The 22086-nt window shown below is 71.0% G+C and carries 18 protein-coding genes; 9 read left to right on the top strand and 9 right to left on the bottom strand.

What is annotated here, in order from left to right:
- The first annotated feature begins 112 nt into the window (after positions 1-112).
- Positions 113-1735 (top strand): amidohydrolase family protein, encoded by a 1623-nt coding sequence (locus ACFQ6X_RS12405; protein ID WP_383179993.1) that lies wholly within the window; start codon positions 113-115, stop codon positions 1733-1735.
- 84 nt (positions 1736-1819) lie between these two features.
- Here ACFQ6X_RS12405 and ACFQ6X_RS12400 read toward each other — a convergent pair whose 3' ends face one another.
- The gene (locus ACFQ6X_RS12400; RefSeq protein ID WP_383179990.1) at positions 1820-2659 is read right to left on the bottom strand and encodes a serine protease; all 840 of its coding nucleotides are present in this window, start codon (positions 2657-2659) and stop codon (positions 1820-1822) included.
- A 113-nt stretch (positions 2660-2772) separates the two neighbouring features.
- Positions 2773-3657: an EamA family transporter gene (locus tag ACFQ6X_RS12395; RefSeq protein ID WP_383179987.1), complete on the bottom strand. Its 885-nt coding sequence runs from the start codon at positions 3655-3657 to the stop codon at positions 2773-2775.
- A 39-nt stretch (positions 3658-3696) separates the two neighbouring features.
- Here ACFQ6X_RS12395 and ACFQ6X_RS12390 point away from each other — a divergent pair, with 39 nt between their 5' ends.
- The 4 genes from ACFQ6X_RS12390 (at position 3697) to ACFQ6X_RS12375 (ending at position 7077) form a co-directional block, all read left to right on the top strand.
- Positions 3697-4218, top strand: a complete 522-nt coding sequence (locus ACFQ6X_RS12390; protein ID WP_383179984.1) for a MarR family winged helix-turn-helix transcriptional regulator — start codon at positions 3697-3699, stop codon at positions 4216-4218.
- Positions 4219-4295: 77 nt separating this feature from the next.
- Positions 4296-5126, top strand: coding sequence for an arylamine N-acetyltransferase (locus tag ACFQ6X_RS12385; RefSeq protein ID WP_383179981.1), 831 nt, complete (start codon positions 4296-4298; stop codon positions 5124-5126).
- Positions 5127-5333: 207 nt separating this feature from the next.
- Positions 5334-6545, top strand: a complete 1212-nt coding sequence (locus ACFQ6X_RS12380) for a pyridoxal phosphate-dependent aminotransferase (RefSeq protein ID WP_383179978.1) — start codon at positions 5334-5336, stop codon at positions 6543-6545.
- 103 nt (positions 6546-6648) lie between these two features.
- The gene (locus ACFQ6X_RS12375) at positions 6649-7077 is read left to right on the top strand and encodes a hypothetical protein (protein WP_383179975.1); all 429 of its coding nucleotides are present in this window, start codon (positions 6649-6651) and stop codon (positions 7075-7077) included.
- Between the two features lie 88 nt (positions 7078-7165).
- Here the strand turns inward: ACFQ6X_RS12375 and ACFQ6X_RS12370 are convergent, their stop codons facing one another.
- Complete coding sequence (locus tag ACFQ6X_RS12370; RefSeq protein WP_383179972.1) at positions 7166-8899, bottom strand: YncE family protein; 1734 nt, start codon at positions 8897-8899, stop codon at positions 7166-7168.
- 259 nt (positions 8900-9158) lie between these two features.
- Positions 9159-10985 (bottom strand): phosphoenolpyruvate carboxykinase (GTP), encoded by a 1827-nt coding sequence (locus tag ACFQ6X_RS12365; RefSeq protein WP_383179969.1) that lies wholly within the window; start codon positions 10983-10985, stop codon positions 9159-9161.
- A 208-nt stretch (positions 10986-11193) separates the two neighbouring features.
- On the opposite strand from ACFQ6X_RS12365, the gene ACFQ6X_RS12360 reads away from it, so the two are divergent.
- The gene (locus ACFQ6X_RS12360) at positions 11194-11880 is read left to right on the top strand and encodes a hemolysin III family protein (RefSeq protein ID WP_383179966.1); all 687 of its coding nucleotides are present in this window, start codon (positions 11194-11196) and stop codon (positions 11878-11880) included.
- 14 nt (positions 11881-11894) lie between these two features.
- Here ACFQ6X_RS12360 and ACFQ6X_RS12355 read toward each other — a convergent pair whose 3' ends face one another.
- Positions 11895-13916 (bottom strand): thioredoxin domain-containing protein, encoded by a 2022-nt coding sequence (locus tag ACFQ6X_RS12355; protein ID WP_383179963.1) that lies wholly within the window; start codon positions 13914-13916, stop codon positions 11895-11897.
- A gap of 132 nt (positions 13917-14048) precedes the next feature.
- On the opposite strand from ACFQ6X_RS12355, the gene ACFQ6X_RS12350 reads away from it, so the two are divergent.
- On the top strand, positions 14049-17267 hold the full coding sequence (locus tag ACFQ6X_RS12350; protein ID WP_383179960.1) for a tetratricopeptide repeat protein: 3219 nt from the start codon (positions 14049-14051) through the stop codon (positions 17265-17267).
- 448 nt (positions 17268-17715) lie between these two features.
- On the opposite strand, the gene ACFQ6X_RS12345 is transcribed toward ACFQ6X_RS12350, so the two are convergent.
- On the bottom strand, positions 17716-17943 hold the full coding sequence (locus tag ACFQ6X_RS12345) for a hypothetical protein (RefSeq protein ID WP_383179957.1): 228 nt from the start codon (positions 17941-17943) through the stop codon (positions 17716-17718).
- A 1-nt stretch (position 17944) separates the two neighbouring features.
- Positions 17945-18826, bottom strand: a complete 882-nt coding sequence (gene mca / locus ACFQ6X_RS12340) for a mycothiol conjugate amidase Mca (RefSeq protein ID WP_351167365.1) — start codon at positions 18824-18826, stop codon at positions 17945-17947.
- Between the two features lie 97 nt (positions 18827-18923).
- On the opposite strand from mca, the gene ACFQ6X_RS12335 reads away from it, so the two are divergent.
- Both ACFQ6X_RS12335 and greA read left to right on the top strand, forming a co-directional pair.
- Complete coding sequence (locus ACFQ6X_RS12335; protein WP_383179954.1) at positions 18924-19328, top strand: DUF4307 domain-containing protein; 405 nt, start codon at positions 18924-18926, stop codon at positions 19326-19328.
- Positions 19329-19522: 194 nt separating this feature from the next.
- Positions 19523-20020: a transcription elongation factor GreA gene (gene greA / locus ACFQ6X_RS12330; RefSeq protein WP_329207958.1), complete on the top strand. Its 498-nt coding sequence runs from the start codon at positions 19523-19525 to the stop codon at positions 20018-20020.
- A gap of 70 nt (positions 20021-20090) precedes the next feature.
- Here the strand turns inward: greA and ACFQ6X_RS12325 are convergent, their stop codons facing one another.
- The gene (locus ACFQ6X_RS12325) at positions 20091-20948 is read right to left on the bottom strand and encodes an ABC transporter permease (RefSeq protein WP_383179951.1); all 858 of its coding nucleotides are present in this window, start codon (positions 20946-20948) and stop codon (positions 20091-20093) included.
- Positions 20945-21949 carry an ATP-binding cassette domain-containing protein gene (locus ACFQ6X_RS12320; RefSeq protein WP_383179949.1) on the bottom strand — a complete coding sequence of 335 codons (1005 nt, stop codon included), beginning with the start codon at positions 21947-21949 and terminating at the stop codon, positions 20945-20947. Before ACFQ6X_RS12320 ends, ACFQ6X_RS12325 begins: the two co-directional genes overlap by 4 nt.
- Between the last annotated feature and the right edge of the window lie 137 nt (positions 21950-22086).

Below are 22086 nucleotides of genomic sequence, written 5' to 3'. Positions count from 1 at the left end.
CCGGGGCTCCGCCCCGGACCCAGCTCCTCGATCGCCGGAGGGGCTTGAAACCGCAGGGTCCGGCGGCGGAGCCCCGGTCACGGGCCCGGCCCCCTGAAAGGCGAGCCACACCATGGACCTGGTCATCCGCGACGCGACCGTCATCGACGGCTCCGGCGCCCCCGCCCGCCGAGCCGACGTAGGCATCGACGACGGCCGGATCGTCGAGATCCGGGGCGAGGGCGACGGCCCGCGCCCCACCGCCGCCCGCGCCCTGGACGCCGACGGCCTCGCGCTCTCCCCCGGCTTCGTCGACATGCACGCCCACAGCGACCTCGCCCTGCTGCGCGACCCCGACCACAGCGCGAAGGCCGCCCAGGGAGTCACCCTCGAAGTCCTCGGCCAGGACGGGCTGTCCTACGCCCCCGCCGACGACCGCACGCTCGCCGAGGTGCGCCGCTCCATCGCGGGCTGGAACGGCGACGGCTCGGACATCGACTTCGACTGGCGCACCGTCGGCGAGTACCTGGACCGCCTCGACCGCAACTTCGACGGCCAGGGCATCGCCGTCAACGCCGCCTACCTGATCCCGCAGGGCACCGTACGGATGCTCGCGGTCGGCTGGGAGGACCGGCCGGCCACCGGCGCCGAGCTGGCCCGGATGAAGGAACTCGTCGCGCAGGGCATGGCCGAGGGCGCGGTCGGCATGTCCTCGGGACTGACGTACACCCCGGGGATGTACGCGAACGGCGCCGAACTCACCGAACTGTGCCGGGTGGTGGCCGAGCACGGCGGCTACTACTGCCCGCACCACCGCTCGTACGGCGCCGGGGCGCTCGCCGCGTACGAGGAGATGGTGCAGCTCACCCGTGACGCCGGCTGCGCTCTCCATCTCGCCCACGCCACCATGAACTTCGGCGTGAACAAGGGCAAGGCACCGGACCTCCTGTCACTCCTGGACGGCGCCCTCGCGTCGGGCGCGGACATCTCCCTGGACACCTACCCGTACACCCCGGGCTGCACGACGCTCGTCGCGATGCTGCCGAGCTGGGCGGGCGAGGGCGGCCCGGAGTCGGTGCTGACCCGGCTCGCGGACGAAGCGACGGCGGAGCGGATACGCCATCACCTGGAGGTCGTCGGCTCGGACGGCTGCCACGGTGTCCCGATCGAGTGGGACACGATCGAGATCTCGGGCGTCGGCGCACCGGACCTGTCCGGATACGTCGGCCGTACGGTGGCCGAGTCCGCCCGGCTGCGCGGCGAGGCCCCCTGGGTGACCGCCCGCCGGCTGCTCACCGAGGACCGGCTCGGCACGACGATCCTCCAGCACGTGGGCCACGAGGAGAACGTCCAGCAGATCATGCGCCACCGGGTGCACACCGGCGGCAGCGACGGCATCCTCCAGGGCGACAAGCCCCACCCGCGCGCCTACGGCACCTTCCCCCAGTACCTCGGCCGGTACGTACGGGAGTTGGGCATCCTGACCCTGGAGGAGTGCGTCGCCCACCTCACCTCACGCCCCGCCGCCCGCCTGCGCCTGCCGGACCGCGGCCTCGTCCGCGAGGGCTACCGCGCGGACCTGGTCCTCTTCGACTCGGCCACGGTGGCGGCGGGCTCGACCTTCGAGGAGCCCCGCACCCTGCCGGTGGGCATCCCGCACGTCCTGATCGACGGCCGCTTCGTCATCGAGGACGGCAGGCGGACCACCGCCCTGGCCGGCCGCGCGGTACGGGGCACGGGGCGGGCGCGGGGCTGAGGGAAGCACCCTTCGGGTGAACCTCCGGCGGAAGGGGGCCGCCGGAGCCGGGGTGGCGACCCCGGCTCCGACGGCCGCTTCCCGTTACGGCTTGGGCAGCGCGCAGCCCGCCCGGTTCAGGTCGATCTGGTTGCCGCTGCCGATGCACGGCACGATCCCGTACGTCTGCTGGGCGTAGTTGATGCCCTCGCGGACGGTGACGGTGCCGTTCTCGTCGACCTCGCACGGGTTGTTGTCCGTGCACTGCTGCCCGTCCTCGTTACCGGTGTTGTTGACGGCGACCACCTTGCCGGTCGCGTCGTCGATCACCGGGGAGCCGGACGTGCCGCCGATGGTCCGGCAGGCGGAGGTGTAGCGGATCGAGTCCTTCCAGGTCCAGGCACCTTCCTTCAGGCGGTAGGCGAACCCGTCGATGTCGCAGCTGTAGGTGCGCTTCCAGTAGCCCGAGGCCACCGTGATCGCGGAGCCCTGGACCGGTCGCGCGGCGTCGAGTTCCAGCGCCTCGATGCCGTAGCGGCTCTCGATCTGGGCGTACGTGCTGGTGAGCTGATAGAGCGAGACGTCCGTGTCCGTCATCGTTCCGTACGCGACCTTGCTCGCGCGCAGGGTGCCGACACCGCTGCCCGCCGCGTTCAGCAGGGTGAAGCTGCGGGTCGAGGCCTGGTTGAGGACGACTTCGCCCGGGTCGGGGAAGCCGCTCTCCAGGCAGTGCCCGTTGGACATCACGAGAGCCGGGTCGCCGGGCTGCGAGGACGGCGCCCGTACGACGGAGCCGGAACAGTTGCTGAGCGCGACCGTGCCGGCGAAGTCGACCGCCTTCACCCGGACTTCGGCGGTGTCGGGACCGGCGGCGGCGGTTGCGGGTGCGATGCCCGCGCCGAGGAACAGGACAGCAAAAAGTGCGCCGATGAGAGGCTTGTTCATGTGGGGGTCCCCTCCGTATATGCCTGTGACCGGAGTTCTTCCGGTTTTTGACATGCGCATGTTTGCGTATGGAGAGGGACCCCACAAGGGGCGAATTCAAGCCGCCGGGCGGATCAGCGCACGGAGCTCACCGCCCGCGCCGCCTTCACCTTCCTGGCGACGGGCCTGCCGAGGAGGACTCCGGCCAGCACCAGGACCAGCCCGCAGAGCTGACGCACCGTGAGCACCTCGCCCGCGATCACCGTGCCCAGCAGGACGCCGGTGACGGGGTTGAGCAGGCCGACCAGGCCCACCGTCGCCGCGGGCAGGTGCCGCAGCCCGGCGAACCAGGCGGCGAAGGCCAGCGCCGTCGCCACCACGGAGACGTAGCCGAATCCGAGCAGGGCGGGCGCGTCCAGGTGCGGCGGCGCCCCCTCGACGGCGACCGCGAACGGCAGCAGCAGGAGCCCGCCGGCGATCAGCTGCCAGGACGTGGAGGCGAGGACGTCCACCCCGCCGCCCCATCGTTTGGCGAGGATGTACCCCAGGGACGACAGGAGCATGGCCGCGACGGAAGCGATCACGCCCAGCGACGCGACCCGGTCCGCACCCGTGAGAAGCATGAGTGCCACTCCCCCGGCGCCGATGCCCGCTCCGGCCAGGTGCCGTACGTGCGGGCGTTCCGCGACCAGCCCCCAGGCGATCATCATCATGACCATCGGCGAGGTCGCCATGATCGTCGAGGCCAGGCTGGTCGGGAGCACCTGCGCGGCGACGTACACCAGGGCGAAGAAGACGCCCGTGTTGAGCAGCCCCAGAACGGCGCCGCGCCACCACCACGACCCGCGCGGCAGCTCCCTGCGCACGGCGAGGAGCAGCAGCCCCGCGGGCAGCGCCCTGATCGCGGCGCCGTACAGCGGGTCCCCGGCCGGCAGGTACTCATGGGTGACGAAGTACGTCGTACCCCAGGCCACGGGAGCGATCGCCGTGACCAGCGTCCACCGCACACTAGCTTCCATGGAAACTATTATGCCTTCCATGGAAGCTATAGTGAAGTCATGCAGGAGGACTCCGAAGCGCCGCTCGACCACGTAGCCCGCATCCAGGCCGAGTGGGCCCGTGAACGCCCCGACCTCGACGTGCGGCCGCAGGCCGTGATCGGGCGGCTGCACCGGCTGGGCGCGCTGCTCACCGAGCAGCTCTGCGCCGTCTACCGGCGCCACGGCCTGAGCGAGGGCGAGTTCGACGTGCTGGCCGCCCTCCGGCGTGCCGGTGAGCCCTTCGAGCGGGCCCCCGGGGAGCTGGCGGCACACACCATGGTCACGACGGGCGCCATGACGAAGCGGATCGACCGCCTGGAGCGCGACGGCCTCGTCACCCGCCGCCGTTCGGCGGCCGACGGCCGGGGGCGCGTCGTCGCGCTCACCCCGGCGGGGCGGAACGTCATCGACCAGGCGTTCGGCGCGCACATGCGCAACGAACGGGGGCTGCTGGACACCCTGTCCCCCGAGGAAGCCGCGCGGCTCGAAACGCTCCTCACCGCATGGCTGGCACGCATCGAGCCGCCGTCCGGCGCCTGACGACCCGGGAGATCCCGCCCCGCTCCGACATACGGAGGGCCGGGAGCACACCAGGGGCGGCTTTGTAGGGTCGGTGCATGACACTCGACCTCGACGCCTACTTCGCCCGCATCGGCTGGTCCGGGGAGCGCCGCCCCACACGGGAGGTGCTGCGGTCCGTACACCGCGCCCACATGCTGGGCATCCCGTTCGAGAATCTGGAACCCGTCCTCGGCAGTGCGCCCTCCCTGGCGCTTGCCGACGTGGAGTCGAAGCTCGTCCGCAGCGAACGCGGCGGGTACTGCTACGAGCACAACACCCTCCTCACCGCGGCCCTGACCCAGCTCGGATTCCGGGTGACGCTGCTGGCCGCACGGGTGGTGCTGGGCGCCGCGCCCGGCGACATCAGGCCCCGTACACACATGCTGCTGAAGGTGGAGGCGGAGAACGACCCCGCCGACCCCACGGCCCCCACCGTCTTCCTGGCCGATGCCGGCTTCGGCTCGAGCGGGGCGCTGCTGGAGCCCATCCCGCTGATCGTGGACACCGAACTGCACGACACCCCGCGCCACCACCGGCTCGTGCACGCGCCGCACGACGGACCGCTGGAGCTGTGGGAGCTGCAGACGGACAAGGGCGGGGTCTGGGAGCCGCAGTACGAGTTCACCCTGGAGCCGTTCGAGGCTCCGGACTTCGAAGTCATCAACTGGCACATCGCGACCAATCCGCGCTCGCCCTTCCAGCAGGCTGTGTACGCCCAGCGGACGCTGCCCGGCCTCCACCGGGCGCTGTCCGGCCGCACCCTGGTCGAGACCTCCGACGACGGCACCGTCGTGGAACGGGAGCTCGGCGACGCGGCCGAGGTGCTGCGCGTCCTGGCCGACGACTTCGGTGTACGGCTCCCCGAGGGGACCGTCCTGCCCGGGTGAGACCGGTGGCGTGGCGCATCTCACCCGCCTCCGTACGTCACGCCCGCATTCCAAGCCCCACCGCCGCCCCGACCGGCCCATCCCACGGTGGGCGGCCGTGGGCGGCATGCCGATGGAAGACGGGGCGGACCGGCGTATGGCCCCTGAGGGAGCAACCCGGGGCCGTACTCCGAGCACCGGGTGAAACACGGTCGTAAGCTCGCAGACATGCAGGTCATCCAGTCCACGAAGCTCTCAGGCGTCTGTTACGAGATCCGCGGCCCCGTGCTCGAAGAGGCCATGCGGCTCGAAGCAGCAGGTCACCGCATCCTCAAGCTCAACACCGGCAACCCTGCCGCGTTCGGCTTCGAGTGCCCGCCCGAGATCCTCGAGGACATACTGCGCAACCTCGCGGGGGCGCACGGCTACGGCGACGCGAAGGGCCTGCTGTCCGCGCGCCGCGCGGTCATGCAGCACTACCAGACCAAGGGGATCGACCTCGACGTCGAGGACGTCTACCTGGGCAACGGCGTGTCCGAGCTGATCCAGATGTCCATGCAGGCGCTGCTGGACGACGGCGACGAGGTACTCGTCCCCGCTCCCGACTACCCGCTGTGGACGGCCTCGGTCTCGCTGGCCGGCGGCACGGCCGTGCACTACCGGTGCGACGAGCAGGCCGACTGGATGCCCGACCTCGCCGACATCGAGCGGAAGATCACCGACCGCACCAAGGCCATGGTGATCATCAACCCGAACAATCCGACGGGTGCCGTCTACGACGACGAGATGCTGCGCGGGCTGACCGAGATCGCCCGGCGCCACAACCTCGTCGTCTGCTCCGACGAGATCTACGACCGGATCCTGTACGACGGCGCGACCCACACTCCGACCGCCGCCATCGCCCCCGATCTGATGGTGCTCACCTTCAACGGGCTCTCCAAGAACTACCGGATCGCCGGGTACCGCTCCGGCTGGATGGCGGTCTGCGGCCCGAAGGCGCACGCCACCTCGTACATCGAGGGGCTCACGATCCTGGCCAACATGCGCCTGTGCGCCAACATGCCGGCCCAGCACGCCGTGGCCACCGCGCTCGGCGGACGGCAGTCGATCAACGACCTGGTGCTCCCGGGCGGGCGGATCCTGGAGCAGAGGGACACGGCGTACGACCTGCTGACGCAGATTCCCGGCGTGACCTGTGTGAAGCCGAAGGGGGCGCTGTACCTCTTCCCGAAGCTCGACCCGAAGGTCTTCAAGATCAAGGACGACCGGCAGATGGTGCTCGACCTGCTGCGCGCCGAGAAGATCATGGTGGTGCAGGGGACGGGCTTCAACTGGCCGGAACCCGATCACTTCCGGGTCGTCACCCTGCCGTCGACCAAGGATCTGACCGACGCCATGACCCGGATCGGGAACTTCCTGGACGGATACAGCCAGCCCTGAGACCGGGTGCCGGACCGGGCGGTCCGCCCATTCTCCGGATCGCCCACAACTTTAGACTGAATCCAAGCTAGGATGGCCTTACTGCATCACCAGGAGGCCATCCATGTACGAGCCGATCCGCACCAAATCGGTCCACACACCGGCCGACGACGCCGATTTCCCGCACCGCACCCGTGAGGAGGAGCTGGACATCCAGCTCGCCGGCCACCTGGCCGCCCTCCTCGCGGTCACCGACGAGCTGGGGCTCGGCACCGCGGGCGACCGCATCGCCGAGCAGGTGGCCCGGCTCCGCGGGACCCCGCCCACCCGTCACGCCGGCCTGAGCGACGCACCCGCGGCCGCTCTGCACCGCCGCGCCCACGCCCTCGCGGGCCGGGCCCTGGTGGTCGCCGCGTCCCGCGCCGACACGGCCGTGGCGATCCTCTCGGCCGAGCGCATGGACGCGCACACGGCCGCGATGCCGACGGCCACCGCGCCGGACCCGACCGCGCCGGACCCCGCCGCGCCGCCCGAGCTGGTCGGCGCCCTCTGACGGCCCCGGTCCACGGGTCGCGAAGACTCGTGGACCGGGTGCCACCACAGCGAACGCGCGCTTCCCCTCGAGTACCGGCCGATACGGGCTAGGCGGCGCGGACGCGTACCGTCACGGACGCCGTCGAGGCGCTGTGCAGGGCGTCGCCCGCATAGCTGACCGTGTACACCACCTCGCCCCGCGCGGAGGGCAGGTCGTTGATCCGGAAGGTGCCGTCGGCCGCGACCGCCGCCGAGGTCAGCGTGCCGGTGCCCCGCTTGTCGGTGCGCTGCACGGACAGGGTGATGCCCGTGGGCAGCGCCCGGCCCTGGCCGGTGAGGGTGCCGGTGATCTCCAGGCTCTGGTTCTTCGTCCCCTCCGCCGGGGCGGTGAGCACGATCGCCGTCGGCGCCCTGTCCACGGCGACGGCTAGGGTGACGTCCTCGGCCGGACGGTGCGTCACATCCCCCAGGAACGAGAGCGTGTACGTGGCCTCGCCGACCAGCGAGGGGACGTCGAGGACCGTGAACGAGCCGTCCTCGCCCACCTCCACGGCCGCCAGCTTGCGGTCGCCGTTCGCGTCGTGGCGCACGGCCGAAACCTTCACCGGCTCGGCCGGGGCAGGCCCGTCGAGCTCCAGCCGGCCCCGGATTCCCAGCGGTTCACCGACGACCGCCCGGCCAGGGGTGGTGGACAGGGAGCCCGTGAAGCGGGAGTCGTACTGGGCCGCGGGCGGCTGGATCACGTGCAGCCAGTAGGAGGTGCCCGAGGCGTCGGTGGTCACGGCGAAGAGCCGGGAGCCGTCCTTCGACCAGCCGAGACCTCGCGGGGCGATCCGGGCGCCGTCGAGTTCGCTGTCGAAGGCGAACTCGGAGGCCGTGGTGCCCTCTTCAGGATCCGCCTTCTGGATCAGCAGGTCGGGTACGGAGCCTGCGGCGGTGGCACCCCGCGCGACGTACCTGCCGTCGCCGCTGAAGGCGACGGCCGAGGCCTTCGCCCCTTCCGGGAGCGGCTGGTAGGCGGTCGGGGCGTCGGACAGATCGGTCGCGTCGAGCAGCCGGGTGCCGTAGGAGGCGTCGGCGACCGCCAGCCGACTGCCGTCCGGAGTCAGCGCCAGGTCCTCGAGGTCCAGGGCGCCCGCCCCTCCACTGTCCGCGAAGCGGCGCTGCGGGCCACGGACGAGCGTGTCACCGCTTCCGTCGAAGGTGGTCAGGTAGGGGTTGGTCCCGCCGGTACTCAGCGTCTGCCCCATGGCGAGCAGGCCCGGGGCACCTGGTGCGGTCGCGAAGTGGAGCCTGCCCGCGCCTTCCCATCCCGTCGTGTAGACCCCGGCGCTGCCGGTGCCGAACACCTGGCTCACGCGCTCGTCGCACTGCGTGGCGTACCCGATCTCGGTGAACCACACCTTGCCGCCCGCGTAGGCGACCTGGCGCCCGCACTCGCCCCAGTAGTAGGTGGAGGCGTGGGTGGTCTTCGCGTGGGTCGCGGTGTCGTACGCCGCGATCCGGCCCATCTCCGACACGAACAGCTTGGTGCTGTCCGTGGAGAGCGCGAGGCCGCTCACGGCACCGGATGTGCTCGGCAGCGTGGCGACGCGCTGGCCCTGGAAGTTGTAGACGAGCACCGACGACTTCGTGTTCAGCAGGCGGGTGTCGTCGCTCACGTAGACGCGCTCGTGCACGGAGTCGACGACCATGGAGGAGAACGACGAGATGGGCAGCTTGGCCACATCGTCGTCGGCCGCGTGGGCGGCGGGTGCGGCGAGCACCGTCAGGCCCGCACCCGCGAGTGCGAGCGCGAGCAGGGTCGAGATGCTGCGTCTTCTGTGCCGTGACCTGTTCAACTGCGTCCCCCCACAGGGTTGTCGGCGCCCGCGGTGCCCCGCGGGCGCTCTGTGGGGGTCATGCAACTGTTGTGAAGAGAGTGTGCGCAAGGAGTTGGCGTTACACGGGTGTTCCCACCGAAAAGGGACGGCCCCCGGAGCCGTGAGGGGCTCCGGGGGCCAGGGGCGTGTTCGTGCACGTCCCTACCGCGGCGGGCAGTTGACCCCCACAGGTCAGGGCGGTTGTCGGGATGCCCGGCCACGGAGATCGAAGGGGCGGTCAGCCCAGGCGCTGCACCAGCGCCCGGTACTCGTCCCACAGTTCCTTCGGCGTGTGGTCGCCGAAGGTGTTGAGGTGCTCGGGGATCAGCGCGGCCTCTTCGCGCCAGACCTCCTTGTCGACGTTGAGCAGGAAGTCCAGGTCGGACTCGGAGAGGTCCAGCCCGTCGGTGTCCAGGGAGCCCTTGGCCGGCAGGATGCCGATCGGGGTCTCGACGCCCTCGGCCCTGCCCTCCAGGCGCTCGACGATCCACTTCAGGACGCGGCTGTTCTCGCCGAAGCCGGGCCACACGAACTTGCCCGCCTCATTCTTGCGGAACCAGTTCACGTAGTAGATCTTCGGGAGCTTCGACTGGTCCGCCTTGTCGGCGCCGACCTCGACCCAGTGCTTCATGTAGTCGCCCATGTTGTAGCCGCAGAACGGCAGCATGGCGAACGGGTCGCGGCGCAGTTCGCCGACCTTGCCCTCGGCGGCGGCGGTCTTCTCGGAGGCCACGTTGGCTCCGAGGAAGACACCGTGCTGCCAGTTGAAGGACTCGGTGACCAGCGGGACGGCGGAGGCGCGGCGGCCGCCGAAGAGGATGGCCGAGATCGGCACGCCCTTCGGGTCCTCCCACTCGGGCGCGATGATCGGGCACTGCCCGGCCGGCACCGTGAAGCGGGCGTTGGGGTGCGCGGCGGGCGTACCGGACTCGGGGGTCCAGTCGTTGCCCTTCCAGTCCGTGAGGTGCGCGGGAAGCTCCTCGGTCATGCCCTCCCACCACACGTCGCCGTCGTCGGTGAGCGCGACGTTGGTGAAGACGGAGTTGCCCCACATGGTCTTCATGGCGTTGGCGTTGGTGTGCTCGCCGGTGCCCGGCGCGACGCCGAAGAAGCCGGCCTCGGGGTTGATCGCGTACAGCTGGCCGTCCTCGCCGAACCGCATCCAGGCGATGTCGTCGCCGATGGTCTCGACGGTCCAGCCGGAGATCGTGGGCTCCAGCATGGCGAGGTTGGTCTTGCCGCAGGCGCTCGGGAAGGCCGCCGCGACGTACTTGCTCTCCCCGCGCGGCGGGGTGAGCTTGAGGATCAGCATGTGCTCGGCGAGCCAGCCCTCGTCACGCGCCATGACGGACGCGATGCGCAGCGCGTAGCACTTCTTGCCCAGCAGGGCGTTGCCGCCGTAGCCGGAGCCGTACGACCAGATCTCTCGGTCCTCGGGGAAGTGCGAGATGTACTTGGTGGAGTTGCACGGCCACGGAACGTCCTCCTGCCCCTCCTCCAGCGGCGCGCCCAGCGTGTGGACGGCCTTGACGAAGAAGCCGTCGGTCCCGAGCTCGTCGAGGACGGCGCTGCCCATGCGCGTCATGGTGCGCATCGAGACGGCGACGTAGGCGGAGTCGGTGATCTCGACGCCGATGGCGGAGAGCGGTGAGCCGACGGGGCCCATGCAGAACGGGACGACGTACATGGTGCGGCCGCGCATGGAGCCGCGGAAGACACCCTTGTCACCCGTGAAGATGTCCCGCATCTCGGCGGGGGCCTTCCAGTGGTTCGTCGGGCCCGCGTCCTGCTCCTTCTCGGAGCAGATGAAGGTGCGGTCCTCGACGCGGGCGACATCGCTCGGGTCGGACGCGGCGTAGTACGAGTTCGGACGCTTGACCGGGTCCAGTTTGGTGAAGGTGCCCTTGGCGACGAGCTCCTCGCACAGGCGCTCGTACTCGCTCTCGGAGCCGTCGCACCAGACCACACGGTCCGGCTCGGTGAGGGCTGCGATCTCGTCTACCCAGGAGACGAGCTCCTGGTGCTGGGTGGGAACAGTGAGGGGAGCCGCGATGTCGCGCGCCACGATCGCTCCTTGTCGAGGGTGTCTGTTGTAGGTGCCCCGTGGGGGCTGCGACCCGGATGCTGACCCCTTCATTTTCCCCTGGCGCTCATCCGGTGCCGACCGCACTCATTTGATCATCCGACCATCGCGCCCATATGTCCAGAGGGCCGCCCACGTGAGCATCGCCACTCATATCCGTTACCTACGGTTGCGTAGGTAGCATGCGGTCATGACTTCTGCCGCCGCCGCGTCCGGACCCGTCGTCCTCGATGACCCCGTCCCCGAGAAGCCACGGATGCGCGGCTGGCTGCACGCCGGAATGTTTCCGGCGGTGGTCATCGCGGGCATCACTCTGATCGCCCTGGCCGACAGCACGCGCGCCCGGGTCGCCTGCGCGATCTACATCGCGAGTGCCTGCCTGCTGTTCGGCGTGAGCGCGGTCTACCACCGCGGCACCTGGGGCCCGGTCGGCGAAGCCGTGCTGCGCAGGCTCGACCACGCCAACATCTTCCTGATCATCGCGGGCACCTACACCCCGCTGACCCTGCTCCTGCTGCCCGAGTCCACCGGGCAGCCGCTCCTGTGGGCGGTGTGGGGGGCCGCGGCGGCCGGTATCGCCTTCCGGGTGTTCTGGGTCGGCGCGCCGCGCTGGCTCTACACCCCCTGCTACATCGCCATGGGCTGGGCCGCGGTGTTCTTCCTGCCCGACTTCATGCGCACGGGCGGCATCGCGGTCCTCGTCCTCGTCGTCGTCGGCGGGCTGCTCTACAGCGCGGGCGGCGTCATCTACGGCATCAAGCGGCCGAACCCCTCGCCGCGCTGGTTCGGCTTCCACGAGGTGTTCCACTCACTGACGCTGGCCGCCTTCATCGTCCACTACGTCGGCATCTCGCTCGTCGCCTACCAGCACGGCTGAGCCGCCCGCGGGCGTCAGCCGCCCAGCTTCCCGGCCAGCTCGGCCGCGTCCGTCGTCGGCGCGTCGCAGACGAAGTGCCGGCACACGTACGCGGTCGGCGCCCCGCCCACCAGCGGCCGGTCCACCAGCAGAGGGAACTCCGTACCGGCGTCGGCGGGCTCGCCCGCCGCGACCACCGCACCCGGAGCCCGGCCCAGCAGCGCGGTCCGGTGCAGCTCACCGCCGACGGGCCCGGCGACCGCCACCTCGCGCGGCCCGTCCAGCCATGCCTCGGCGACGGCGAGCCCCCAGCCGATGAACCGGGGGGCCTTCGGCCCGAGCGCATTGACCACCCCGAGCGCGCCCTCGGCCGCCGTGCGGTGCGCCTCGGAACCGGTGTGCGCCGCGTACGAGAGCAGCGCTCCCGCGGCCGCCGTCCAGCCGGCCGGGGTCGCGCTGTCGGTGGGGTCCTGCGGGCGGCGGATCAGCTGCTCCGCGTCGTCCGCGGTGTCGTACAGCTGCCCGCCCTCGCCCTTGAACCGCTCCAGGACGATGTCCAGCAGGAAGCCCGCGAACTCCAGCCAGACACCCTCGCCCGTGACGGAGGCGAGCGCCAGGAAACCCTCCGCGACGTCGCCGTAGTCCTCCAGGACCCCGGCGTTGTCGCCCGCGCGGCCGTCCTTCGACGTGCGGCAGAGGCGGGCCACGGGGCCCATGTGGACCCGTACGAGCAGGTCGGCGGCCTCCGTGGCCCGGTCGATCAGATCCGGCCGGCCGAAGTACGCGCCGGTCTCGGCGAGCGCCGCGATCGCCAGGCCGTTCCAGGCGGCGACGATCTTGTCGTCCCGCTCCGGCCGCACCCGCAGCTCACGCGCCGCCAGCAGCCGGGCCCGCACATCGGCGACCCGGCCCCCGTCCTCCGGCTCCGCGGTCGCGGGCAGCTGCAGGACGGAGGCCCCCTCCTCGAAGGTGCCCTGCTCGGTCACCCCGAAGTGCTCGGCGGCGAACGCCGCGTCCTGTTCGCCCAGCACCTCGCGCAGCTGCGCGGGCGTCCAGACGTAGAACGCGCCCTCGACGTGCCGCCCGTGCGCGTCCTCGCTGTCGGCGTCCAGCGCCGAGGCGAAACCGCCCTGTGCGGTCCTCAGCTCGCGCACCATGAAGTCGGCGGTCTCCAGGGCCACCCGGCGGGCCAGCTCCGATCCGGTGGAGCGCCACAGGTGGGCGTACACACGGCACAGCAGCGCGTTGTCGTACAGCATCTTCTCGAAGTGCGGTACGACCCACTCCCGGTCCACCGAGTAGCGGGCGAAGCCGCCGCCGAGCTGGTCGTAGATCCCGCCGCGCGCCATGGCCACACAGGTGTCCTCGGCCATCTGCAGGGCGCCCTCGGCCCCCGTACGGGCGTGATGGCGCAGCAGGAACTCGACGGCCATGGACGGCGGGAACTTGGGCGCCCCGCCGAAGCCCGCGTGCTTCTCGTCGTAGTCCCGGGTCAGCCCGAGCAGTGCCTGGGCCAGCTCAGGCTCACCGGGCACACCCTCCCCGCCGTGCGACAGCGAGCGGCCGGCGAGGTCCCGGACGATGCGCCCGGCGACCTCCGCGACCTCCTCGCGGCGGTCGGTCCACGCGGCCACGACACCTTCGAGCACCTGCTGGAAGGACGGGCTGCCGTGGCGGGGCTCGGGCGGGAAGTACGTGCCGAAGTAGAAGGGTTCGGCGTCGGCGGTCAAGAACACCGTCATCGGCCAGCCGCCCTGGCCGGTCGCGGCCTGCACGGCCTCCATGTACACGGCGTCGACGTCGGGACGTTCCTCGCGGTCGACCTTCACCGGCACGAAGTGCGCGTTCAGGTAGTCCGCCACAGCCGCGTCCTCGAAGGACTCGTGCGCCATCACATGGCACCAGTGGCAACTGGCGTAACCGACGCTGAGCAGCACCGGAACACCTCGCCTGCGGGCCTCCTCGAAAGCCGCGGGCGACCACGGCCACCAGTCGACGGGATTGTCGGCGTGCTGGAGGAGGTACGGGGAGGTTGTCTGCGCAAGTCGGTTGGCCATGACCCAATCCTTGCGTACCCGGCTCCCCTACCGGTTGATCGCCTCGCTCTCTCGCGCTGACGCGCCGTACGCAGGACACTGGGTGACCATGACAGCTGGTTGATGCGCAGTCGCTGGAACCTAGGGGGACGCATGCGGGACAGCCATCGGGCGGAAGCAGAACGCCTGTTGGTACGCGCCGTGGAGGACGAAGCGCGGCGGACCGGTGGACGGACCGACTCGGGCGCGCTCCTGGCGCGTGCGCGGGGCGCGCTCGACACGATGGCCGCCGGCGCGGCCGAGGAGTACGCCGCCTACACGCTCGCGCTCGACGCCGCGGAGGCCGGGCAGAAGCCGTTGTCGGAGCGGTTCAGCAGAGCCGCGCTGGGAACGCCCCTGGTGGTGACGGGGGTTGCCTCCGTCGCCGCCTTCGGCGCGGACCTCGCCCTCGGCACCGCGGCCGGTCTCGCGCTCGGCGCGGGCGCGGTGGTCGCCGTCGCGGGGGCGACCGCGACCGTCGCCCGGGTCACCGCGTCGCACTGGCCCGCCGCGCATCGCAGAGCGGGCGCGCTGAACCAGCCCGGCGGCCCCGAACAGCTGCGGCTGCAGTGGCTGACGGCGCTGGAGGTACGGGGCATCCGCCCGTTCCTCGACCAGCAGCGCATGCTGACCGCCTCCTCCCGCACCTCGAAGAAGGCGGCCTCCTCCGTGGTGCCGCAGCTGCGCGGCGGGGACCGCAGCGCGGCCGCCCGCACCCGGTCACTTCTCGAACAGTCCTTCGGCCATCTGCCCGCAGCCGACGGCCCGTTCGCGGGCCGCCGCGGCGAACTGGCGCAGATCGCCCAGTGGGTGCACGCCGCCCGGGCCTCCACGGAGACCAAGCCGACCGTCGTCGTCCTGCACGGCACCCCCGGTTCCGGGCGCACCGCTCTCGCCGTGCGGGCCGCGCACGCGCTCAGGGACCAGTTCCGGGGGGCGTGCGTGGTCGATCTCCGCGGCAATGTGTCCGGGGAGGCCCCGCTGGCGACCCGGGACGCCCTGCTGCACCTGCTCAACCGGCTGGGCGCGCCGCGCGAACAGCTCCTCTTCCGGGAGAGGTCCTCCGCCGAGCAGCACGTACGGCGCCTGAGCGAGCTCTACCACCAGCACCTCACCGGCACTCCCGTCACGATCGTCCTCGACGACGCCACCGACGCCGCCCAGGTCCGCACGCTGCTGCCCGAGCGCTCCGACAGCCTCGTGCTCGTCACCGCACGCGAACCGCTCGAACTGCCCGCCGGAATCCCGGCGTGGGTGCACCAGCTGCCGGTCGGCGGACTGGACGCGGCGGGCGCCGAGGAGCTGCTGCGGGAGTCGGCCGAGGACGAGGAGGACGGGCCGTACGACTACCCGTCCACCGAGGCCGTCGTCGAACTGTGCGGCGGGCTGCCGCTCGCCCTGCGCGTCGCGGGCTCCTCGCTCGGCGCACGGACCCGCAGCGCCCTCGCGGCCGACCTCGGCGCGTACGGTCCGGTCGCACCTGTCGAACGGGCCCTGTGGCTGCGCTACACCGACCAGCCGGAGCAGGCGAGGCGGCTGCTGCGGCGGCTCGCCCTGGCGGGGCGCGCCAGCCTGGGCGCGGCTGCTGCCGCGTCCCTGCTGTCCGCCGAGGAGCAGGAGGCCGCACGGCTGCTGGAGACCCTGTCCCGGGCCGGGCTCCTCACCCATGTGCGCGGCTCGCGCTACCGGCTGCACGACCTCGTACGGGACTTCGCCCTGGCCCGGCTGCTCGACGAGGAGGAGGCGGCGGACCGTACCGCCGCGCAGGAACGCCTCATCCAGAACTACGCGGAGCTGGCCGACGCGGTGATCCGCATGGTGGACGGCAAGATGTCCACCCGCGCCGGGCAGTTCGGCTCGCACGGCTTCAGCTCGCTGGACGCCGCCCTGCGCTGGCTGGACGACGAGTCGAGCTTCATCACCTCGGCACTGCGGCACGCCGAAGGAGTCGACCAGGGGGCCGTGCTCCATCTGCTGGGCGCCCTGTGCGACTACTGCCTGCTGCGCGGCGACCTCTACCGGCTCGGCGAGATCAGCGAGCTGACGCAGGCGGTCGACCAGGGGCTGCTGGAGCGGTCGGTCCAGTGGCGTACGGGCATCGCGGCCCGCCAGCTCGGCGAGCTCGACAAGGCCCGCACCACGCTCTCCTCCGTCGTCGGCCTCTACCGGGAGGCGCAGAACGACGCGGGTGCGGCGCTGGCGCTCTGCTCGCTCGGCATCACCCTGCACCACCAGGGCAACCTGGCCGAGGCCTCTGTGCGGCTGCGGGAGGCGCTCGCGCTGCAGGCGTCCCCGGAGCAGGCCGAGGACCGGGCCTGGTCCCTGCACGCCCTGGCGGCCGTCGAGCGCGACCGGGCCAATCTGGCCGAGGCCCTGACCCTCCTCGACACCGCGCTCGCCCTGCACCGGGAGGGCGAGTCGCTGCACGGTGAGGCCTGGTCGCACTTCCAGCTCGGTCAGGTCTGCCTGCGCATGGGCGAGGTGGCGCGGGCCGAGGAGGAGCTGACGACCGCACTGGACCTGTACGGCCGCACCCGGGACGAGCGCGGGGAGGCCTGGGCCCTGACCCAGCTGGCCCGCGCCCGGCTGCTGGACGGCGACCCCGCCCCCGCGGTGGAGCAGCTGCGCGGCGCCCTGGCCCGGCACCGGGACAACGAGGACGCGCGGGGCGAGGCCTGGACGCGGTACTACCTGGGGCAGGCCCTGGAGGAGGACGGCGACACCGATCAGGCGGTACGGGAGCTGGAGCGGTCCCGCACGATGTTCTCCCGGATGCGGGACGTCTACGGGCTGGCGTGCGCCCGGCACCACTCGGGGCGCGTCACCCGCGACCAGCGGGCCGCGCAGACGGGCAACCTGCGCAACTCCGGTTTCGCCCGGCAGCTCCTCGTGGACGCGCGGGCCGACTTCCGGCGTATCGGGGTGGCCCACGGCGAGGCCTGGACCTGCCTGGAGCTGGCCCTGATCGACGGCGGCAACAACCGTACAACGCAGGCCCTGGAGCTGTGCGGCGAGGCGATCGGCCTGTTCGCCTCGTACGGGGACGTCAGGGGCGGCGACTGGGCCGCGTTCCTGCGGTGCACGCTGCTGCCGTACGCGTCACCGGGGGGCAGCGAGGTGGGTACGGCGGTCGCCCAGCAGGAGCTCGCGGACCTGCTCGGGGCCGCCCATCCGATGCGGGACGGCAAGCTGGAGGACTGCGCGGAGGCGTTCACGGTCGTTCTGAACCGCGGCGTGGACCTGGACGACGGCTGGCAGGCGTGGCGCCTAGGTCTGACCCCGTCACGGCATGCGCGGGAGGTCATGGGGGTGCCGGTGGGGGTGCGGCCGTAGTCGGCGGGGGGCTTTGCCCTCAATCGCCGGGCGGGCCTGATTCGGCCCGGTCCGCGGGGTGCGCTCCGCGCCGGGGGGTGGCGTGCGGGGCCCCTCCGGAGTGTCTCCTCGGGACCGGCGTGGCACCCGGGTACGCGGTCGACCCCGGTTCTACGCCAGTCCCTGCGGGGACCCTCCTGCACGGCCCCACCCATGTCTCGCCGGCGCCTGCCACCCGGTGGTCGCAGGCGCGGGACGGCCGGTCCGGGGACGTGCAGGAGGGTCCCCGCAGGGCGACGAACAAAGAGCAGGGCCCCCCTCGTGTGGAGCGCGCACGTTCGTTGCCCGAGGAGACACTCCGGAGGGGCCCCGGGCCACCACCGACGCAGAGACCGCACCCGCGGACCTGGCCCACAATCAAGCCCGTCCGGCGATTGAGGACAGAGCCCCGCGCCCCGGGCCGGGGCGCCTACCCCTTGCCGGGTGCCCCCGCCGGCGTCGTCTTCTCGGACGCGGGGTCCGGCGCCTCCTCGAAGTCGATCTTGCCCATGTGGCGGTTCATCGACTTCATCAGCAGCCACACGCCCACGGCGAGCGCCGCGAAGACGAGGAAGCCGAGGACGCCGGGCGTCACCTTGTTGTCGTCGACCTCCTTGGCCAGAGGGACGAGCTGGTTCAGTGCCTGGGTCGCGTACATATCAGGCATTGTCGCGGATGCCCGCGAAGAGGTCGCTCTCGGGGAGGGACGTATCGACGAGAGACTTGGCCAGCTCGTACTCCTCCGTCGGCCAGACCTCCCGCTGGATGTCCATCGGGACCCGGAACCAGCCGCCGTCCGGGTCGATCTGCGTCGCGTGCGCGATCAGCGCCTTGTCCCGGATCTCGAAGAACTCGTCGCACGGAACGTGCGTGGTCAGCGTGCGCTCCTCGCGCTGGAACTCCTTCCAGCGCTCCAGCCACTCGCCGTACGGGGACTCCAGCCCGCGAGCGAGCAGCGCCTCGTGGAGGGCGACCGTGCGCGGCCGGTTGAAGCCCTGGTTGTAGTAGAGCTTCAGCGGCTTCCAGACGGGCCCGAACTCCGCCTCGGGGAACCTCTCGGCGTCCGCGGCACCCTCGAAGGCGATCATCGAGATGGTGTGCGTCTTGATGTGGTCGGGGTGCGGGTACCCGCCGTTCTCGTCGTACGTGGTGATGACCTGCGGCCGGAACGCACGGATCTTCGCGACCAGGCGGCCCGCGGCCGTCTCGTCGTCCTCCAGTGCGAAGCAGCCCTCGGGCAGCGGCGGCAGCGGGTCGCCCTCGGGCAGGCCCGAGTCGACGAAGCCGAGCCACTGCTGGTCGATGCCCAGGATCTCGCGGGCCTCGTCCATCTCCTTCTGGCGCACCTCGTGGATGTTCGCCTCGATGTACGCGTCCCCCTGGAGCTTCGGGTTGAGAATGGATCCCCGCTCGCCCCCTGTGCAGGTGACGACCAGAACGTCCACCCCCTCGGACACGTACTTGGCCATGGTGGCCGCGCCCTTGCTCGACTCGTCGTCGGGGTGGGCGTGAACGGCCATCAGTCTCAGCTGCTCGGTCAAGACTCGGTCCTCAGTGATTGGTCGCGATGGTCGGCTTCTATAGTGACTGACCCGGGGGGCGGAAAATTCCTCGATCCCCTGTACGGGAGGAACGATCATGGCAGCGGTGCGCGAGGCCTTGCCCGAAGGGCGCTACGGCCGGTCCGAGGATCAGCGTGCGGACCGCAAGCTCAAGATCGTCGGCGCGGTGCTCGGTGTGGCCTTCCTCGGCATGATCGGCTGGTTCGGATACGACTACGTCGCGGGCCAGGACATCAGCGCGGAGCTCATCAAGTCCGACATCGTCTCGGACGACCGGGCCGAGGCGCACCTGGAGGTGCGCAAGGACCGGGACACCGACGGGTACTGCACGGTCCGCGCGCTGAGCAAGGACGGCGGTGAGGTGGCCCGCAAGGACTTCCGGTTCGACGAGCGCTCCGAGCGGATCGACGAGGTCGTCTCCCTGCGGACGACGTCCAGGGCGACCGCGGTGGAACTGCTGGCGTGTACCGCCGGCAGCTGATCGCAGAGCCGGGCGCGCGCCGCGCGTGATCCGCACGCCCCGGTGCTCACCTGCACGAATGCCCGTGTGACCGTTTACCTTCTCCCCCTTTTCGCGGGGAATTGTTAGGCTCGTGGTTTCGCCCACCCGTGGCAGCACATGCTTGGGGTAGGGCGATGCTTTGTATTCCCAGTACCGACGAGGAGCACCCTGTGATGACCCAGACCAGCGATAACGTCACCTGGCTCACGCAGGAGGCGTACAACCAGCTGAAGGCTGAGCTGGCGCGCCTCACTGGTCCCGCGCGCGCGGAGATCGCCGTCAAGATCGCGGCAGCACGTGAGGAGGGTGACCTCAAGGAGAACGGCGGCTACCACGCCGCCAAGGAGGAGCAGGGCAAGATGGAGCTCCGGGTGCGCCAGCTCACCCAGCTCCTGGAGCACGCGAAGGTCGGCGAGGCACCCGCCGACGACGGCGTGGTCGAGCCCGGCATGGTCGTGACGATCGCCTTCGACGGCGACCCCGACGACACCGTCACCTTCCTGCTCGCCTCGCGCGAGTACGCGAGCGCGGACATCGAGACGTACTCCCCCCAGTCGCCGCTCGGCACCGGGGTGAACGGCAAGAGGATCGGCGACGACGCGGACTACGAGCTGCCGAACGGCAAGACGGCCTCGGTGAAGATCATCGCGGCCAAGCCGTACACGGGCTGATCCGCAGCAGTCATGAGAGAGCCCCGGCCGCACGTGGCGGCCGGGGCTCCTCGTTGTGCTCGGGCGGCGCTCAGGCGGTGGCCGAGCGGTACTTGCGGACCGCCAGGGTGCGGAAGACCACGACGATCAGGACCGACCAGAGCACCGAGGCGAGGATCGGGTGCTGCATCGGCCAGGCGTCCGGGGTGACGAAGCCCGGCGGCAGGTTGCCGAACAGCTCCCGGCAGGCCTGCACCGTGGCGCTGAAGGGGTTCCATTCCGCGATGTGGCGCAGGACGGTCGGCATCTGGTTGGCGTCCACGAAGGCGTTCGAGATGAACGTCAGCGGGAAGAGCCAGATGAGTCCGCCGGACGTGGCGGCCTCCGGTGTCCGGACGACGAGGCCGATCAGCGCGCCGATCCAGGAGAACGCGTAACCGAGCAGGAGCAGCAGCAGGAAGCCGAGCAGCACCTTGCCGAGGTTCTCGTGGGTCCGCCAGCCGATGAGCAGGGCGACACCGGCGAGCACGACGAGGGTGAGCGCGGTCTGCACGAGGTCGGCGAGGGTACGTCCCGTGAGGACGGCTCCCCGGGCCATCGGCAGCGACCTGAAGCGGTCGATCAGCCCCTTGTGCATGTCGTCCGCGATACCCGCGCCGGCCCCCGCAGTGGCGAAGGTGACGGTCTGGGCGAAGATCCCCGCCATCAGGAACTCTTTGTAGTCCGCCGACGAGATGGTGCTGCCGACCTTGATGGAGCCGCCGAACACGTAGGTGAACAGCACCACGAACATGATCGGCTGGATCAGCCCGAAGATGACCATCTCCGGGATGCGGGCCATGCGGATGAGGTTGCGTCTGGCGACGACGAGGGAGTCGGCGACCGACTGGCTGATGCCGCTGCGCGGGTTGACCGGCGCGAGTTCGGGGGTGTCCGTGATGGCAGTCACTGCCCGGCCTCCTTGCCGCTCTTCGCGGCGCGTGTCGATCCGCTCTCCTCGTTCCTCTCCAGCTCGGCGGCGTGGCCGGTGAGCGAGATGAAGACGTCGTCGAGAGTGGGGCGGCGCAGGCCGATGTCGTCGATCTCCACGCCGTTGGCGTCGAGGTCGCGGATGACTTCGGCGAGCAGTTTGGCTCCGCCGCTGACCGGGACGGTCAGCTTGCGGGTGTGTTCGGCGAAGGCGATCTCGCCCTTGCCGTACGTGGCGAGCACCGAGCGGGCGGCCTCGATCCGGTCCCGCTCGTGCACGATGACCTCGACGCGCTCCCCGCCGGTGCGGGCCTTCAGCTGGTCGGAGGTTCCGCGGGCGATGACCTTGCCGTGGTCGATGACGCAGATGTCGTGGGCGAGGTGATCGGCCTCCTCCAGGTACTGCGTGGTCAGCAGCAGCGTCGTACCGCCTGCGACGAGCTCCTGGATGACCTCCCAGAGCTGCTGCCGGTTGCGCGGGTCGAGGCCGGTGGTGGGCTCGTCCATGAACATCACGGGCGGGGAGACGACGAGCGCGGCCGCCAGGTCGAGACGGCGGCGCATGCCTCCGGAGTACGTCTTCGCGGTGCGGTCGGCGGCGTCGGCGAGGTTGAACTTCTCCAGGAGCTGCCCCGCCCGCTTCTTCGCGTCGCGTGAGCTCAGCTGGTAGAGCTGCCCGACCATCTGCAGGTTCTCGCGGCCGGTGAGGTACTCGTCGACCGCGGCGAACTGGCCGGACAGCCCGATCGAGTGGCGTACCTCGTTCGGATTCTTCAGCACGTCGATGCCCGCCACGACAGCCTTGCCGCTGTCGGGCTGGAGCAGGGTGGTCAGAACGCGTACGGCGGTGGTCTTGCCGGCGCCGTTGGGACCCAGAAGTCCCAGGACGGTGCCCTCCGGTACGTCGAGGTCGACGCCGTCCAGTGCTCGTACTTCGCCGAAGGTCTTCACCAGGCCTTCGGCGTAAATGGCGCCTGGCATGTGGGACTCCCCCAGTTGCTTCGGTGACTTCCTGAGAACAGATCCTAGATTTGCCGGTGGCCCGGTGTCAGCGTCAGCCACGGACTGTTCGGCGGTGCACGCTATCGCGATACATCGCGAGCCACAACAGGTTTCTG

Origin of the sequence: Streptomyces sp. NPDC056452 (assembly GCF_042796085.1) — a bacterium.
Taxonomy (GTDB): domain Bacteria; phylum Actinomycetota; class Actinomycetes; order Streptomycetales; family Streptomycetaceae; genus Streptomyces.
The sequence above is the reverse complement of the archived record's forward strand: the minus strand, read 5'-3'. Positions and strand labels throughout refer to the sequence as shown.